Here is a 15,550-nt window from a genome sequence, read left to right as displayed (position 1 = left end):
TGAATTGGAGATAGATTATGCGTAAGACAAATCTTTTAAATACTAAGTTATCAAATGCCATTTCAGAAATTGGGCACACACAATGGTTAACCATTGGTGATTCAGGTCTTCCAGTTAAAGATGATGGTCGTAAAATTGACCTTTCAGTAGTTCGTGGACTTCCTTTGTTCATTGATGTTTTGGCTGCAACTCTTTCAGAAATGAAAATTCAAAAAGCCTACTTGGCTGAAGAAATTAAGACTGACAATCCAGAACAATTTGCTGCAATTCAAGCTTTGTTGGATGACGATGTTGAAGTTGTATTCATTTCACATGATGAGCTTAAAGCGATGAGCCGTGATGATAATAATATTGCGACAGTTCGTACTGGTGAAATCACACCATTCTCAAACATTGTTTTGGAATCAAACGTTGATTTTGCTGGAGAAGCAATTAAATAATAAATATTAATGCTTTTAGATTAAGAAGCGGGTATCGACAAATTGATTTCCCCAATTTAGGGGATTGTTAATTTGTTTTATGGTTCGCTTCTTTAATTTGGAAGTTTTTACGATGTAATCAATTAGAATAGGATGATGAAAAAATGAATATGTATGGATTGCTTTTCTCGCTATTAGCGATTATTGGTTGGAGTGCTTATCCAACTTTTGTTTCTTACTTTGGTGGTAAGCCCGTTCAAGGTATCTTTGGAGCTACTTGGGGAACATTTATCGTTGCCATTGTGCTTTCATTAATCATGCAAATGCCAATGCTACACGGAGCTAACTTCTGGTTGGCATTCTTCTCAGGGGCTGCATGGGCCTTTGGTAACGTTTTGACAATCTTCGCCTTTGGGATGAAAGATAAAGCCGGAAACGAATTGGGATCAGCTAAGGCAATGCCAATTTCAACGGCCTTCCAAATCACGGCTAACGTTGTTTGGGGTGTTATCATGCTTGGTAACTGGGGCCCTGTTTCATCAAAGGTTTATGGTTTCCTTGCCGTAATCGTAATCTTGGTTGGAGCTTACATGACTACTTATCAAGAAAAGAAGTCAGCTGGAAATAAGCAATTATTGATGAAGGCTGTTGGTATTTTGTTGATTGCTCAAGTTGGTTACTCACTTTACGGAATTCTTCCACAATACACACGTGGAACTGATGGATTACACATGTTCTTGGCCCAAGCAATGGGAATGGCTGCCTTTGGTTTGATTCTTGGAATCTATGAAGTTGCTAAGAACCACAACAACATCTTCAAGCAAAGCGTAACTTACAAGCAAATTTTCTCTGGTTTCTTCTTTTCTATGGCTGCCTTAGGATACTTGGTTTCTGCTCAACCAGCAATGCTTGGTTTGGCAACTGGATTTGTGCTTTCACAAGTTTCAATTGTTGGAGCAACCGTTTCAGGAATTATTGTAATGCACACTAAGAAGACTCAAAAAGAATGGCTTGTAATTGTAATTGGGTTGGTCTTGATCGTGCTTGCTGCCGCTGTTACTGCTTTCTTGAAAAATTAATTATAATTAATAACTGAAAATTAAATTTAATTGAACAAACAATAAGTGCGATTAACTTTAAATTTGTTTCACGTTATTAAAAGGCTAGGACAATTGTCCTAGCCTTTTTTGTTTTTAAACGTACTCGAATTGAGATTGTAACTGATTAAAACCTTAATAAAAAACTTCGCTGACAATTAAGTAGCGAAGTCTTTTGAAAATAGATAAGATTTATTTTTATGAATAGACCAAAACTTCTGCAACTAAGATAATAGCTCCGAAGCCTAAAACAAAGACTACCACAGGCCAGACAAATTTAAGCCAGTGTGAGTATTTCATATCTAACATCTGCAAAGTGGCCATCACTAAGCCGGTTGGGGCTAAGAAGAGCATGGCATATTGTCCGAATTGATAAGCTGTGACTACGACGAAACGAGGAATGTCGACAGTATCGGCTAAAGGTGCCATGATAGGCATCGAAAGAACTGCTAATCCAGATGATGAAGGTACAATGAAGCCTAAAACGAAGAAGATTAAAAGCATGGCCAAAATGAAGAGTGGACCGCTCATATGGGTCACCAATGATGATGAAAATTGTAGCATAGTATCTGAAATCATTCCTTCATTTAAGACGATATTGATTCCACGAGCTAATCCGATAATGAGTGAAACTCCTACCAAACTTGATGATCCAGCAACAAAGGCATCTACCACACCCTTTTCGCCAATTCCACTTGGTCCGGTGGCAGTTAGGAACATAATGAAGATTGCAAAAGTTAAGAAGGAAGCTGCCATTGTAGGGAACCACCAACCTTGAGACATTACACCCCAAACCATGAGTGGGAAAGTGATAACGAAGAGAATTAATATTAATTTTTGTCGAAAGTCAAAGATTCTAGCAATACTATTTTGTTCACCGGTCACCGACCACATTTTTTCAAATTGGGTTCGATCCTCATAGGCATATGAAAAACTGGGATCATTTTTAACTTTTTTACTATACCAATAAAGATAAGCAATAACGAAGCAGGCGGCAACTACACAACCAACAATTCGCCAAGCAATTCCTTGGGTAAAATTAATTCCAGCGGCATTTGAAGCAATGACCACGGAGAAAGGATTAATTGTGGAGAAAGCTGTCCCGACTGAACTAGCTAAGAAGATGGCCCCTACACTGACAATCGAGTCATAACCCATGGCGATGAAGACGGGAACTAAAATGGGATAAAAAGCTACAGCTTCTTCCTCAATTCCACACAAGGTTCCTCCTAAGACCATGAGGACAGCGACCAAGAAGATCAACATAAATTCGTGCCCCTTGGTCTTTTTAGTTAAGGCCATAAGTCCGGATTCAAAAGCCCCACTGGCTTTTACGACTCCGATCAAGCCACCCAAAACGAAGATAAAGACCATAATATCGACCGCTTCGATGGTGCCTCGAACCATACTGTTAGGAATGGCGACGACACTAGCAGGCCGTTGCTTGAGACGACGATAGGTCCCTGGTACGGAAATTTCTTGGGTGATTCCGCCGCTTGTAAATTGTTTAATATCAATTTTGACCCCTAATTCTTTTAATGAATCTTGGGTAGCAGGTAATTTATGAGTGGGTCCATCCGGAACGTGGACTTTCAACTGCTTGTTGGGTTGATCATAGGACAATTTGGAGTAACTTCCAGCAGGTACAAACCAAGTGGCCAAGACGGCTATCACGGTTAATAAGAATAGAATTACGAAGGCACCTGGCATTTTGAGCCTAAAATGTGCATGTTTTTTAAGACCAGTCATACGAATTCACCTAAACCTTTATGATTAAATTTGTAAAGGTAAGAAGACAATTTCAAAAAATGCAGTGTTTAAATTATTTAGGAAGAGGGTGCTTCCTTGACACTTGGCTTCTTATTTACAATAATATTATAAGTAAGCGGTTTCAAAAAACTTCACTAAGCTTCAAAAATAAAACTAAGAAGGATTGATAATGGGTCTAAGAATGAATCGATTTGGTCGATGGCAAAGAATTTTAGTAGTGGCTTTATGTGTTGCTTTGGCTTCGCAAGTTAATTTTGAAGCATTGATGCCCGGTTTTATCGTAGCTTTTTCACCATTGCTATTACCAGCTTTTTTATATTTTAATACCGATTTAAATCCACTTTCACTTGTCGGGACTGTGGCGCTAGCATCCCCTATTTTTCGAGGATTACTTTTGTGGCTTAGCCATTCAGACCAGATTACGACGATTGGATTGTTAACCTTGTCAGATATTGGGTTCTATGTTTGTTATGGCGTTTTATATTATTGGTTGTATTGGAGGCGTGGTGGTTGGAACGATTTAACCTTTTTCTGTACGATTGTTTTGTGTGATTATGGTGCTAACTTATTTGAAATTGGCATAATGAATCAGGGTAATTTTGCAGATTATCACTTTTTCCAATTATTGTTTATTGTGGCTTTGCTACGTAGTACGTTGGGTTGTATATTTGCTTTTGGTTACCATTATTTAAATTTAATGATGCGTAAAGAAAAACATGAGAAACAATATTATCAATTTGTTTTAGCGGCTGCCGCAGTTAAAAATGAATTATATTTTATGCAAAAAAATGTCGTTGAGATTGAGCGAATTATGCAGAATGCTTATTTTTTGAACCAAAGTCTACAGGATGAAAATCCTACTGCTAGTCAACGCGCTTTAGAAATTGCTCGTGATGTCCATGAGGTTAAGAAAAATTATCGAAATGTAATTACGGGTTTGGGTGAACAATTTGATTTAAATCAAATGCAGACCATGCATTTAACTGAGATTTTACGAATTGTTATCTCCGATCTGCGTGCTACCATTAAGGAAAGACAGTTAAATGTAATAGTCCAGGCTCAAAATGAAGTTGAAGTTGTGGTGGGTAAACATTATGCGCTGGTAACAATTTTATCTAATTTATTATTAAATGGGTTAGAAGCAATGTCTAATCAAAGGTCAGGGCGGCTACAAATTAATATCAGTCGTATGAATAATGAAATTATTTTTGAAATTGATGATAATGGGGTGGGAATGGATCCAGGTGTTCAAGCGGCAATTTTTCAACCAGGCTTCACGACTAAATTTGATCTGCAAACAGGCGATGTCTATCGAGGAATTGGTTTATACCATACGAAAAAAATTATCGAGGAACAATTTCAAGGCAAAATTACAGTTGAATCAAAGCCGTGTGAAGGAACTACTTTTACAGTGTATCTTTTGCAAAGTAAGATGGAGGATGTGGAACAATGAATTTCTTTATTGTGGATGACGATGTTTCTGTTCCTTTAGTTTTAAAACAAATTATTGAACAAAATTTTGATTTCACCGTGGTGGGATGGGCTAATTCTGCCCGAGAAGCTTTGGATCAGTGGCTGGCCTTGGATGTTGATATTTTATTAGTTGATTTATTGATGGCTGAGATGTCTGGAATCGATTTGGTAAAAAAATTAAAGGTAATTCAACCAAATTTGCGAGTTGTTATGATTTCACAAGTTCGCTCGCCTCATTTACGTGAGGATGCTTATCGTGGTGGGATCGAATTTTTTATTGATAAGCCTATTAATGTGATAGAAGTTAAAACGGTTTTAGAAAAAGTGGTACAAAATCTCCAAATGGAACAAAAATTAAATCATATTCAGAATTTATTAGGCAATCAATCAGCTTCGTTACAAGTAGTGGTAGATAAAAAGGTGATTCAAAAAGAACAACAAGCTAAAATGCGTTCGATTTTAAATTTATTAGGAATTGCGACGGAGACTGGAGTATCAGATATCTTGTTTATTGCTGAAATCATGTTAGAAAAGCAGTTACATTTTAAGGAAATCAATTTTGCAGCTGATTATCAAATTGATGAACATGAAAAAAAGATTATTTTTCAGCGAGTAAGACGAGCGCTTAAAGTTGGGTTAACCAATTTAGCTCATTTGTGCTTAGATGACTATGAGAATGAATTATTCATTAATTATGGAAATGCGCTTTTTGAATATAAAAATGTACACGAAGAAATGCAATACTTACAAGGTAAACGAGCGGAACATGGTAAAACTTCATTACGTGTTTTTTTTGAAGGATTAGTGTTAGAGAGCCAAGTTTAAACGTCACATACTAAAATGATTGGGAATTTTCAGGCTAAAAGTCCTTGTTATCTTTGTTTAATCGTGTAAAATATAATCTAGCAGTAAAAATAACATTCCTATCAAGAGTTCAGGGAGGGACTAGACCCGATGATCTGACACCAACGTACCCAATTGGGCGATGTGGTAACTTCTAGCAGATGGGCGTAATGATCATTAAAATGACATGCGCTTATCGTATGTCATTTTTTATTGATCAAAATTAAGAAACATAAAAAAATTAATACTTAAAGGAGTTTTATGATGGTGGAAAAACGTCTATTTACCTCAGAATCAGTTTCAGAAGGTCACCCCGATAAGGTTTCCGATCAAATTTCAGATGCCATTTTAGATGCCATTTTAAAGGACGATCCAATGGCTCGGACCGCAATTGAAACATCGGTTACAACTGGATTTGTGAATATTTTTGGGGAAGTTTCAACAAGTGCCTATGTTAATATGAATCAAATAGTTCGTCGAACGCTAAAACGGATTGGTTATGATGATCCAGATGCTGGATTTTTAGCAGATGATATTCATGTGGCACTAACGATTGATGAACAATCTCCTGATATTGCGCAAGGGGTTGATAGTGCGATGGAACAACGTGAAGATGGTGGGGTTGATCCGCTGGATCAAATTGGGGCTGGAGACCAAGGATTAATGTTTGGTTATGCTACCAACGAAACAGATCAGTATCTTCCTCTTTCAGTAGTCTTGTCACATGCCCTGGTTAAAAAACAAGCCGAAGTACGCCGAACAGGAACTTTACCATATCTTTTACCGGATGCTAAGGCTCAAGTGACAGTCGAATTAGATGATAATGATCAAGCTAAACGGATTGATGCGGTTGTTTTATCGACTCAACATCGTGAGAGTGTGAGTTTGGAACAGTTACGAAAAGAAGTTAAAGCGGTTATTATTGATGAAATTTTGCCAGCCAATTTAGTTGATGAAAAGACACGGTATTATATCAATCCAACTGGCCGTTTTGTGATTGGTGGGCCTAAGGGTGATGCTGGTATGACAGGGCGAAAGATCATTGTTGATACCTATGGTGGTTATGCTCGTCATGGTGGTGGTGCTTTCTCCGGAAAAGACGCCACAAAGGTAGATCGAAGTGCTGCTTACGCCACTCGTCACATTGCTAAGAACATCGTTGCAGCGGAATTAGCTGATCGTGTTGAGATTCAAGTTGCGTATGCAATCGGTGTGGCGGCACCAGTTTCGATTGATGTTAATACGTTTGGGACTGGTCGAGTTGCAGATGCACAATTAGTGACAGCGATTCGGGACTTATTTGAGTTACGTCCAGCTGGAATTATTGAGGAATTGGACTTGCGTCAACCTCGCTATGAAGCAACTGCTGCCTACGGTCACTTTGGTCGACCAGAGTTAGATTTGCCATGGGAACGTTTGGATAAGGTCGATGCTTTAAAAGCGTATTTTGCAGATTAATAAAAAATTGATGCCATTAGTTATGAATAAATCATAACTGATGGCATTTTTTTGTTGATCAGAAATGATGATCAAAATAGGCTAACTTTAATATTTTGAATCAGTGCAAAATGGATTGGATAAAATTAGCTTAATTTTTGGTTTTTATAAACGTTTATCTCAAATAGTGCATGTTTATGAATTTAAGTTTCGTTTGAAGTATATTTATGCTTAGTATAAGTACGTGTTCCTATAATTAAAAATATTCAGGATAGAAAAACGAGGGACATATTATGAATTTTATAAAACGAGCAGGGCTGACCCTGTGGGCACGAAAGGGACGCACCATCTTGTTGACGATTGTCGCCAGCGTAATTTTAATTTTTGTAATGGCGGGGTTAATCATTCAAAATGCCGCGCTTAGTTCAGCCAAAATTGCATCGGATTCGGTGGGATCCACGGTAACTTTGTCCGCTGATCGGGAAAAAATGTTTGATAAAATGCGAGCTAAGACTGACGATAGTTCAAACCAGACAAGTACAGCTACTCCTGCGATGACAGTAGCAACGACGACAGTGGATAAGGTCAAACAGATGGCCGCATTATCAAATGTTAGTTCATATAATATTACCAATAGTGCTTCAGTGAATGCCAGCGGGTTTAAGACTATTACTTCAACCACGAAGCAAAACCAAAATCTCGGAGATATGAGCAAATCCAGTTCGGGTGATATTACAATTAGTGGAACTATAACTACGGCTGGTTTGTCAGGTTTTAAGACTAAAACGGATAAAATAACTTCTGGACGTGGAATTAAAGCCAGCGATGTTGATACCAATAATGTGGTAGTTGAGACTGAATTGGCGTTAGCTAATAGCATTAAAGTTGGTGATCAAATTAAGGTTACCAATATTGATGATAGTTCTAAGACGAAAACTTTAAAAATTGTCGGAATCTATAAAAGTTCTGAGAAGAATGGCGAGCCGATGACTGGTGATCCAGCCAATACCATTTATGGATCATATACTTTGGCTAATACTTTAGCGGGTACGGAAAATAAAGTTTCAAACGTTACCTTCAACATGACGGAACCGGCTAAAACTAAACAGTTTGTTAAAGATGCTAAAAAGATTTTAGACGACAGTAATATGGAATTGACCTCTGATGAATCTTCGTACAAAACGGCTGCTAAGAATATGGAGAATGTTGCAAAACTAGCTAGCAAAATCGTTTGGGTTGTTTCTATTGCTGGAGTGTTAATTTTGGGATTGATTATTCTTTTGCTAACTCGGGAACGGCGTCGAGAAATTGGAATACTAGTTTCCTTGGGAGAATCAAAAATAAAGGTAGTCGGACAACTTTTCACCGAATTGTTGATCATTTTAGTGGTCGCTTTGGGAGTTGCCACGGCGGTTGGAACAGCTGCTTCTAATAAAGTGGGACAGACCTTAGTGAATCAACAACAAACTAATCAGATCCAAAATAAAGCTGGCGGTGCACCAGGAGGTGGAGGTCAAGTTCCTGGTAAGATGGCTGGGAACAAACCTATTGGTGACATTGGGGGTGGTCAAGTTGCGACACAAAAAAACGTGAATCTAAAGAATGTAATGACACCATCAACGATTGCAGAACTAGGTTCAGTTGCCATATTAATAGCATTTTTGTCCGTCTCTGGAGGAGCAATTATGATTCTCAAATTAAAGCCAAAGCAAATATTGCAAGATGATTAATGTTGTCAATCATAGTTTGAAATTAAGTGGCTTTGAGTTAATAAAGCACTCAATAAGTATAGGAGGTCAAATAATGAGCCTAAAAGTGGATAATTTAAGTCATTGGTATGCAGATGAAGATCAAAGATTATATGAAAATATAAATTTAGAATTTGAAGATGGTAATTTTTATTCGATTGTAGGCGAATCGGGTTCGGGGAAAACGACGATGTTGTCGTTTCTTGCTGGATTAGATGTTCCTAAAAAAGGCGATATAAGGGTTAACGGAGCTTCAATTTATAAAATTGGCTTAACTAAATATCGTCAAAAATATGTTTCAACCATCTATCAAGCTTATAATTTATTAAAAACGATGACAGCTTATCAAAATATTGAAACTGCATTAGAAATAACAGATTCAAGACATCGTGGTGATAAAAAATTTATTTTAAATAGCCTAGAAAGTGTTGGAATTAGTCGTTCTAAAGCTATGATGTCGATTCAAAAGTTGTCTGGTGGTGAGCAACAACGTGTCGCCATTGTACGAGCATTGTTAGTAGATGCTAAAATTGTTTTGGCTGATGAACCGACTGGAAATTTAGATCATGACAATTCGCAATTGATCGTTAATTTATTCAAAGAATTAGCGAGTGAATATGGTAAAACCGTCATTATGATTACTCATGATGATAAGTTGGCTCAGCAAGCTGATATTCAAATTAAATTACAAAAAAATAAATTTGAAGTTATTTCATAATGGGTAAAATAAGGCTGAATTTGTAATGTGAAGATAAATTATTTTATCGAGATAGATGGAAGGATAATAGATTAGACTGTATTCATGAAATAGAAATAAGTCACCGGAATAAAGTTCGTTTATTAGTCAAGAATTATATGTTATAATTACGTAAACGGGTCTAATTACGAATATTTCAAGCGGAGGATTCTATAAAATGGTGGAAAAAGTATATTTTAGTCATGATGGTGGTGTGGATGATTTGGCATCGTTGATGTTATTGTTAGCAGCTGAGGGGAAAAAACAAATTGAATTGGTCGGGGTGGGAGTTGTACCCGCTGATTCATATCTAGCTCCAGCAATTAAAGCGACTCAAAAAATTATTCATCGGTTTGGAAAACACGAAGATCTAATCATTAGTGCCTCGGATGCTACGTCTAGTGACCCATTCCCGAAAGAATGGCGATTGGATGCTTTTACGGTAGATGCACTTCCAATTTTAAATGAATTTGGGATTGGTACGACTAAAATTTCGGATCGTTCGGCTGCCGATGATTTACAAATGTTATTAACGCAGGCATCAGAGCCACTGACCTTATTATTTACTGGACCGGTCAGTGATTTAGCGACCGTTTTAACTAGGAAGCCGGAACTTAAAAATAAAATTAAGCGCTTGGTGGTGATGGGTGGTACTTTTGGACAAGGTAATATCACTGAACCAGAACAAGATGGAACGGCAGAGTGGAATGCCTTTTGGGATCCTAAAGCTTTTAAGGTAGTGGTAAATGCTGGTTTAAACTTGCAAATGGTGGGACTGGAAAGTACACATGAAGTCCCTTTGCGTCCAGCTGATCGATTGCGTTGGGCCAAACTTCGTCAAAACCCAGGTCTTGATTTTATTGGACAAGCTTATGCAACAGTACCGACTCTGAATCGTTTTGAAACCAAGTCTATAGCATATTTCCTATGGGATGTTTTAACCACTGCATTCATGCTAAATGATCGTTTGGTACAGACTAAGATATTGAAAATAGATGTAGTTCCAGATGGGATAAGTCGTGGCCGAACGTTTATAACCCCAACTGGAAATTTAGTTGAATTTGTATATCAAGTTGATCATGATGCATTTTTTAATTACTTTGAAACCAACATTTTAGAGATGTCAAAGATTTAACATTCAATTGAGTAACATAATGTTATTTATAAAATAAATCAAAGGAGGTTGAGTAAATAGATTACCAACCTCCTTTAATTTGGAATATTATAATTTATTCTGTATCATCTATACGCGGATTAAAAAATACTTTCATCTTCATAATGCAGAAAAGAGACGGGATAAAATTACCCGTCTCTTTTTAATTTTAAATGTTATTAAATATAGTGAATTACTAAATTTCCCAGATAGATTCGACCACGGATAGTGATTCTTGGGCCAATTGTTTGGCTATGCATTCCTCGTTCATCGGAGGCTGATAGGAAAAGATTCAATTCATTGGTAACTTGCCAATTTTGAGGTAGATAAAGATTAACGCTTCCTAGCGAATTATCAATGTTTAGCTCTAGATGATCTGTATCGGTAAGCTGATCGAAGTAAACTTTAGTATCACCCATGTAATTACGCAGGTTAATCGTTTCGAGGTTGGATCCTTGAAGATAGCGAATGTTGTTTTGCATTGTCGTTGTAATAGTAATGATGCTTGGATTTGACTGATCATTTGAATTGAACTCAGTACGATTATCATCCGATGTTGGATCATCTGTGGATCCTGGTTGTCCGAAATTCATATGATTAAAATTTTCGTATGGTCGGTGATGATTTTGACCATAATAACTATTTTGATTTTTTGTCCAATCATAGTGGGAGTGAGACCAATGACTTTTAGGCCTAAAGATCAGCTTCAAACCAATGATTAAAAGTAGTGATACTCCAATGATTGTCCATGGCATTAATGCTTGAATTCCTAGTTGACGATTAAATAACATGGCTAACACAGCTAGAGCAAAAATGCTGCCACCAATTGAACGATAAATCAGATTGGAAACAAGGAGTGCCACTAAAATAATAGCAATAATGATGGTAACAACGGGCATTTGCAATGATAACCAGCCCATTTGGGTTGCAATAAGTAAAGCAGCAGCCATGATGAAAATGCTGCCCCAGAACCAATTTGTTTTTCTCATGATAATTTTCTCCAATCAATTAAGCGAGCCTCTAAGGCTTTATGGTAACGCCGTGATGCGTAAATTTGTTTGTGTGAATTCTGAAACTGAATTAATGTATTTGAAATCGATTTGGTTAAAGCTTGAATTTTGGTTACATTGACAATTCCCGCTTTAGAGATTCTAATAAATTGCGGGGGCAGGGTTTCTTCTAAATTATATAGGCGTTGCCGAGTAGCAAAACTTTGTTTCGTTGTATGAGCCCACACCTGGCGTCCGTCCGTTTCAAAGAAAAGAATTTGATCAACTGGCATTTCGAATTTAGTTTGTTGTTGATAAAGGGTGATTTGTTCAAATTCAGATGAGGTGGATGTTAATTTTTGTTTGATATCATCAACCGCAGGTGAATCTGCGGGCGCACGAATAATTACTTCGGGAGCCGTTAAGTTAGGGTCGATTTCCAGTGTTATTTTCATAGGGCTGAATCCTTTCATTAGTAGTACACCATAATTAATGATTTACGTAAATTGATTTTGACTAACCGGTTTATTTTAATAAGTGAGTGGTTAGGATGAATTTTAAAATTGTCTAGTTAGTTTCATACTAAGTTGATGTAAGCTTTTTTAACATAATTATTTCATATCGCAGTGTGGTTTGTTATACTTTTCTAGTTTAGAAAGCAGCTTATGACATCAAAAAAGCGCCTTGGGGAGCTTCTGGTGATATGCTAAGAGTAATATTTAGATCAAATATAGGTTAAGGATAGGGAAAAGAAATGAGTGAGCAAACAGAATTAAAGCGAACGATGACTTTGATTCCAGCAATTTCAACCGTGATGGGGACGGTTATTGGAGCTGGGGTATTTTTTAAAGCATCAGGGGTGGCAACGGCCACTGGAAATGCCAACATGTCAATTTTTGTGTGGGCATTAGGAGGGCTAATTACATTAGCAGCCGGATTGACGGGGGCTGAATTAGCCGCAGCGATTCCAGAAACAGGTGGAATGTTAGTTTACATTGAACGGGCATACGGTAAGATGATGAGCTATTTACTAGGTTGGGCTCAGGTTATTGTTTACTTCCCAGCTAGTATTGCGGCTAAAGGGATTATTTTTGGAACACAAGTCGTTAACTTATTTCATTTATCTGTTAATTATACTGTGCCAGCCGGAATTGCTGCTGTGGGATCGGTTTTTTTGATTAATCTCTTAGGTTCAAAAGTAGCAGGTCAGTTCCAAGCAATTACCTTGTTTTTCAAATTAATTCCTTTGGCATTAATTATTATATTTGGATTATTGCAGCCAGGTGGAGTTGAAGTCAGCTTCTTCCCCATTCATGCAGGTGCTCATACTGATGGCTTCCTAACAGGATTGGGAGCCGGATTATTAGCTACAATGTATGCTTATGATGGATGGATTCACGTTGGAAACATTGCGGGTGAATTGAAGAATCCGTCTCGTGATTTACCACGAGCAATTGCGGGTGGTTTATTCGGTATTATGATTATCTATCTTTTAGTTAATTTTGTATTCTTACATACATTACCTATTAATGCGATTGCTGGTAATGAAACTACGGCTATGGATGTGGCTGATAAGATTTTTGGCCATTTAGGTGGTAAGTTAATTACCATTGGAATCTTAGTTTCAATCTATGGAACGCTTAACGGTTATACCATGACGGGAATGCGTCTGCCATATGCGATGGCTCTTGAAAATGATTTGCCATTCTCAAAACATTTAGTTAAGTTGAATCGTTATCAAATTCCATATATTGCTGGAATTTTTCAATTAGTTTTGTCGATTGCTTTGATGTTTGTCGGTGGTTTTGATCTACTAACTGATATGTTGATTTTCGTGATTTGGATGTTTTACACTTTGGTCTTTGTTGCAGTAATTAAATTACGGCACACGGAGCCTGAATTGGCGCGTCCATATAAGGTGCCATTATACCCAGTGATCCCGATTATTGCTATTTTAGGAGGAGTCTTTATTCTTGTGATGACGCTGCTATCAAATTTCTGGTTGGCAATGACTGGAATTGGATTGACTTTGATTGGTCTACCATTTTATTTTTGGATGCAACATAAAAATAAAGTGAATTAGTTTAAAAGGATTAAAGCTTAAATATAAAAAAGGTTGGGGTGAGATTACCTTGACCTTTTTTTAGTACTTGGTGTTGTTTAGTATGGCTTGCTAAAAAAACTAAAAACAAATGAAAAAATAATTTTAAAACAATGAGAATTCGAACTTTTTTATGCAAAAAAATGAATATATTTAATGAAAATGGCGATATTTTGAAATATCATAAATATTGAGGGATAACTGGATTGTATAAATGTTAATTCTATAAATTAACTGATGACTTATAAGAAAATAGGTATATAATTTTAGTGAAGATATTTTTATTAATAGAAATATTTTAGAATATTTATACATTGTATGCATAAATTAACTGGAGAAATAATATGGAATATAATAAAGCGGAATTGAGTGCTTGTACTAGTATTCTGGTAGGGAAAAAAGCTACGATTGATGGATCAACGATGATTGGACGAAATGAGGATTCCCAGGCATCATGGCCTAAACATTTTGTGGTGCATCCCCATACAGAACATACCACAGAACAAACATTTGTTTCATCGGCCAATGGGTTTAAGATGCCATTACCAAAATTGCAGTTTAAATATACAGCAACCCCAGAATGGACAACTAAAGAGGGTCTGTTTGAAGAAGATGGATTTAATGAATTTGGGGTAGCCATGAGTGCTACAGAAAGTGCTTATGCGAATGAAACGGTATTGGGAGCCGATCCACTAGTAGAAGATGGAATTGGTGAAGAGGCCATGGTTACGGTTGTTTTACCATATGTAAAAACTGCGCGTGAAGGGGTAGCTCGCTTGGGATCAATCATTGAAGAATATGGTACTTGTGAGACCAATGGGATTCTATTTTCGGATGCTGATGAAGTTTGGTATATGGAAACTAGTACAGGTCATTATTGGGTCGCCCAACGAATACCAGATGATAGCTATGCGGTTGTAGCCAATCAACTAGCAATTCAGGCAATTGACTTTAACGATTCGGATAACTTTATGTTTGCACCTCAAATTATTGATTTTGTCCAAAGTAATCATTTGAATCCAAATCCAGCAACTTTTAATTTCCGCAAGATTTTTGGGACTCAAACTTTGTCAGATGAACATTACAGTACACCACGAGTTTGGTGGGGTCAGCAACAATTTTCGGGAGCTACAAATGAATCACCCATGAGTGAGGATTTGGATTTCATCAAAAAAGCTAATCGTTTATTGAGTGTTGATGACGTGAAAATGTATTTGAGTTCTCATTTTGAAAAGACACCTTATGATCCAATGAATGAGTCTGAGCAAAATCATCTTTTCCGGCCGATTAGTTTAGCTAAAACTCAAGAATCGCATATCTTACAGCATCGACCAAATATGGATCCAGCAGTCGCTTGTGTCCAATGGATTGCGATGGGTGTTTCTGCCCAAAGCGTTTATGTTCCATTCTATCTTGGAATTGATGCCACCCCGAAGGCTTATCAAATTGGGACCTTGCCTTATGATGGAGAATCAGCTTATTGGGCATATAAGTTAGTGAGCGTTTTGGTAGATGGGCACTATAAAGAATTTGGGAAGCAACTTCAAACAACCCAAAAACAAGTTAATATCACTTTGAACAAGGGGCTTCGTGATGCTGACAAACGTGCTGAAAATTTGACAGGACCTGAATTGACAGCTTTTTTGACTAAGACGGGTGAAGAGTTAGCAGATGAAGCTTTAACTGCCTATCGTAAGTTAACAGCTGATATTATTACCGCTTCAACTGATTTCTCGAAGTTGAATTTTAAAACAGATTTGAATTTATAAAATAACAATTGATAC

At 37.1% G+C, this 15,550-nt stretch carries 13 protein-coding genes and 1 riboswitch; of the genes, 10 read left to right on the top strand and 3 right to left on the bottom strand.

The features are described 5' to 3' along the window. The first annotated feature begins 17 nt into the window (after positions 1-17). Together rbsD and JC2156_RS07595 are read left to right on the top strand one after the other, a co-directional pair. A complete protein-coding gene (gene rbsD / locus JC2156_RS07600; RefSeq protein ID WP_006846051.1) occupies positions 18-440 on the top strand; it encodes a D-ribose pyranase in 423 nt (140 codons plus the stop codon). A gap of 143 nt (positions 441-583) precedes the next feature. Next, positions 584-1,498: a GRP family sugar transporter gene (locus JC2156_RS07595; RefSeq protein WP_006846050.1), complete on the top strand. Its 915-nt coding sequence runs from the start codon at positions 584-586 to the stop codon at positions 1,496-1,498. Positions 1,499-1,714: 216 nt separating this feature from the next. On the opposite strand, the gene JC2156_RS07590 is transcribed toward JC2156_RS07595, so the two are convergent. Beyond that, positions 1,715-3,265, bottom strand: coding sequence for a YfcC family protein (locus tag JC2156_RS07590; RefSeq protein WP_038241302.1), 1,551 nt, complete (start codon positions 3,263-3,265; stop codon positions 1,715-1,717). A gap of 190 nt (positions 3,266-3,455) precedes the next feature. On the opposite strand from JC2156_RS07590, the gene JC2156_RS07585 reads away from it, so the two are divergent. The 6 genes from JC2156_RS07585 to JC2156_RS07560 all read left to right on the top strand — a co-directional run bounded on the left by JC2156_RS07585 (position 3,456) and on the right by JC2156_RS07560 (position 10,658). After that, positions 3,456-4,739, top strand: coding sequence for a sensor histidine kinase (locus JC2156_RS07585; protein ID WP_006846048.1), 1,284 nt, complete (start codon positions 3,456-3,458; stop codon positions 4,737-4,739). After that, entirely contained in the window at positions 4,736-5,584 is an 849-nt protein-coding gene (locus tag JC2156_RS07580; protein ID WP_006846047.1) for a DNA-binding domain-containing protein, read from the top strand. The genes JC2156_RS07585 and JC2156_RS07580 overlap by 4 nt, the downstream gene beginning before the upstream one ends. Positions 5,585-5,679: 95 nt before the next feature. Then, a riboswitch (SAM riboswitch) is annotated at positions 5,680-5,770 on the top strand. A 96-nt stretch (positions 5,771-5,866) separates the two neighbouring features. After that, entirely contained in the window at positions 5,867-7,060 is a 1,194-nt protein-coding gene (gene metK, locus JC2156_RS07575; RefSeq protein WP_006846046.1) for a methionine adenosyltransferase, read from the top strand. Positions 7,061-7,332: 272 nt separating this feature from the next. Further along, positions 7,333-8,769: an ABC transporter permease gene (locus JC2156_RS07570; protein ID WP_006846045.1), complete on the top strand. Its 1,437-nt coding sequence runs from the start codon at positions 7,333-7,335 to the stop codon at positions 8,767-8,769. 73 nt (positions 8,770-8,842) lie between these two features. Continuing rightward, on the top strand, positions 8,843-9,505 hold the full coding sequence (locus tag JC2156_RS07565) for an ABC transporter ATP-binding protein (RefSeq protein WP_006846044.1): 663 nt from the start codon (positions 8,843-8,845) through the stop codon (positions 9,503-9,505). Between the two features lie 196 nt (positions 9,506-9,701). Then, positions 9,702-10,658 carry a nucleoside hydrolase gene (locus JC2156_RS07560; protein WP_006846043.1) on the top strand — a complete coding sequence of 319 codons (957 nt, stop codon included), beginning with the start codon at positions 9,702-9,704 and terminating at the stop codon, positions 10,656-10,658. 197 nt (positions 10,659-10,855) lie between these two features. On the opposite strand, the gene JC2156_RS07555 is transcribed toward JC2156_RS07560, so the two are convergent. Beyond that, entirely contained in the window at positions 10,856-11,665 is an 810-nt protein-coding gene (locus JC2156_RS07555) for a LiaF transmembrane domain-containing protein (RefSeq protein ID WP_006846042.1), read from the bottom strand. Beyond that, positions 11,662-12,120: a LytTR family DNA-binding domain-containing protein gene (locus JC2156_RS07550; protein ID WP_006846041.1), complete on the bottom strand. Its 459-nt coding sequence runs from the start codon at positions 12,118-12,120 to the stop codon at positions 11,662-11,664. The genes JC2156_RS07555 and JC2156_RS07550 overlap by 4 nt, the downstream gene beginning before the upstream one ends. A gap of 299 nt (positions 12,121-12,419) precedes the next feature. Between JC2156_RS07550 and JC2156_RS07545 the strand changes: the two genes are divergently transcribed. Continuing rightward, positions 12,420-13,748, top strand: a complete 1,329-nt coding sequence (locus tag JC2156_RS07545) for an APC family permease (RefSeq protein ID WP_006846040.1) — start codon at positions 12,420-12,422, stop codon at positions 13,746-13,748. Positions 13,749-14,110: 362 nt separating this feature from the next. Beyond that, positions 14,111-15,535 (top strand): C69 family dipeptidase, encoded by a 1,425-nt coding sequence (locus tag JC2156_RS07540; protein ID WP_006846039.1) that lies wholly within the window; start codon positions 14,111-14,113, stop codon positions 15,533-15,535. Positions 15,536-15,550 lie beyond the last annotated feature (15 nt).

The sequence above is a fragment of the Weissella koreensis KCTC 3621 genome (assembly GCF_000277645.1).
Note: the sequence above shows the minus strand (reverse complement) of the source record. Positions and strands in the feature narration are given on the sequence as shown.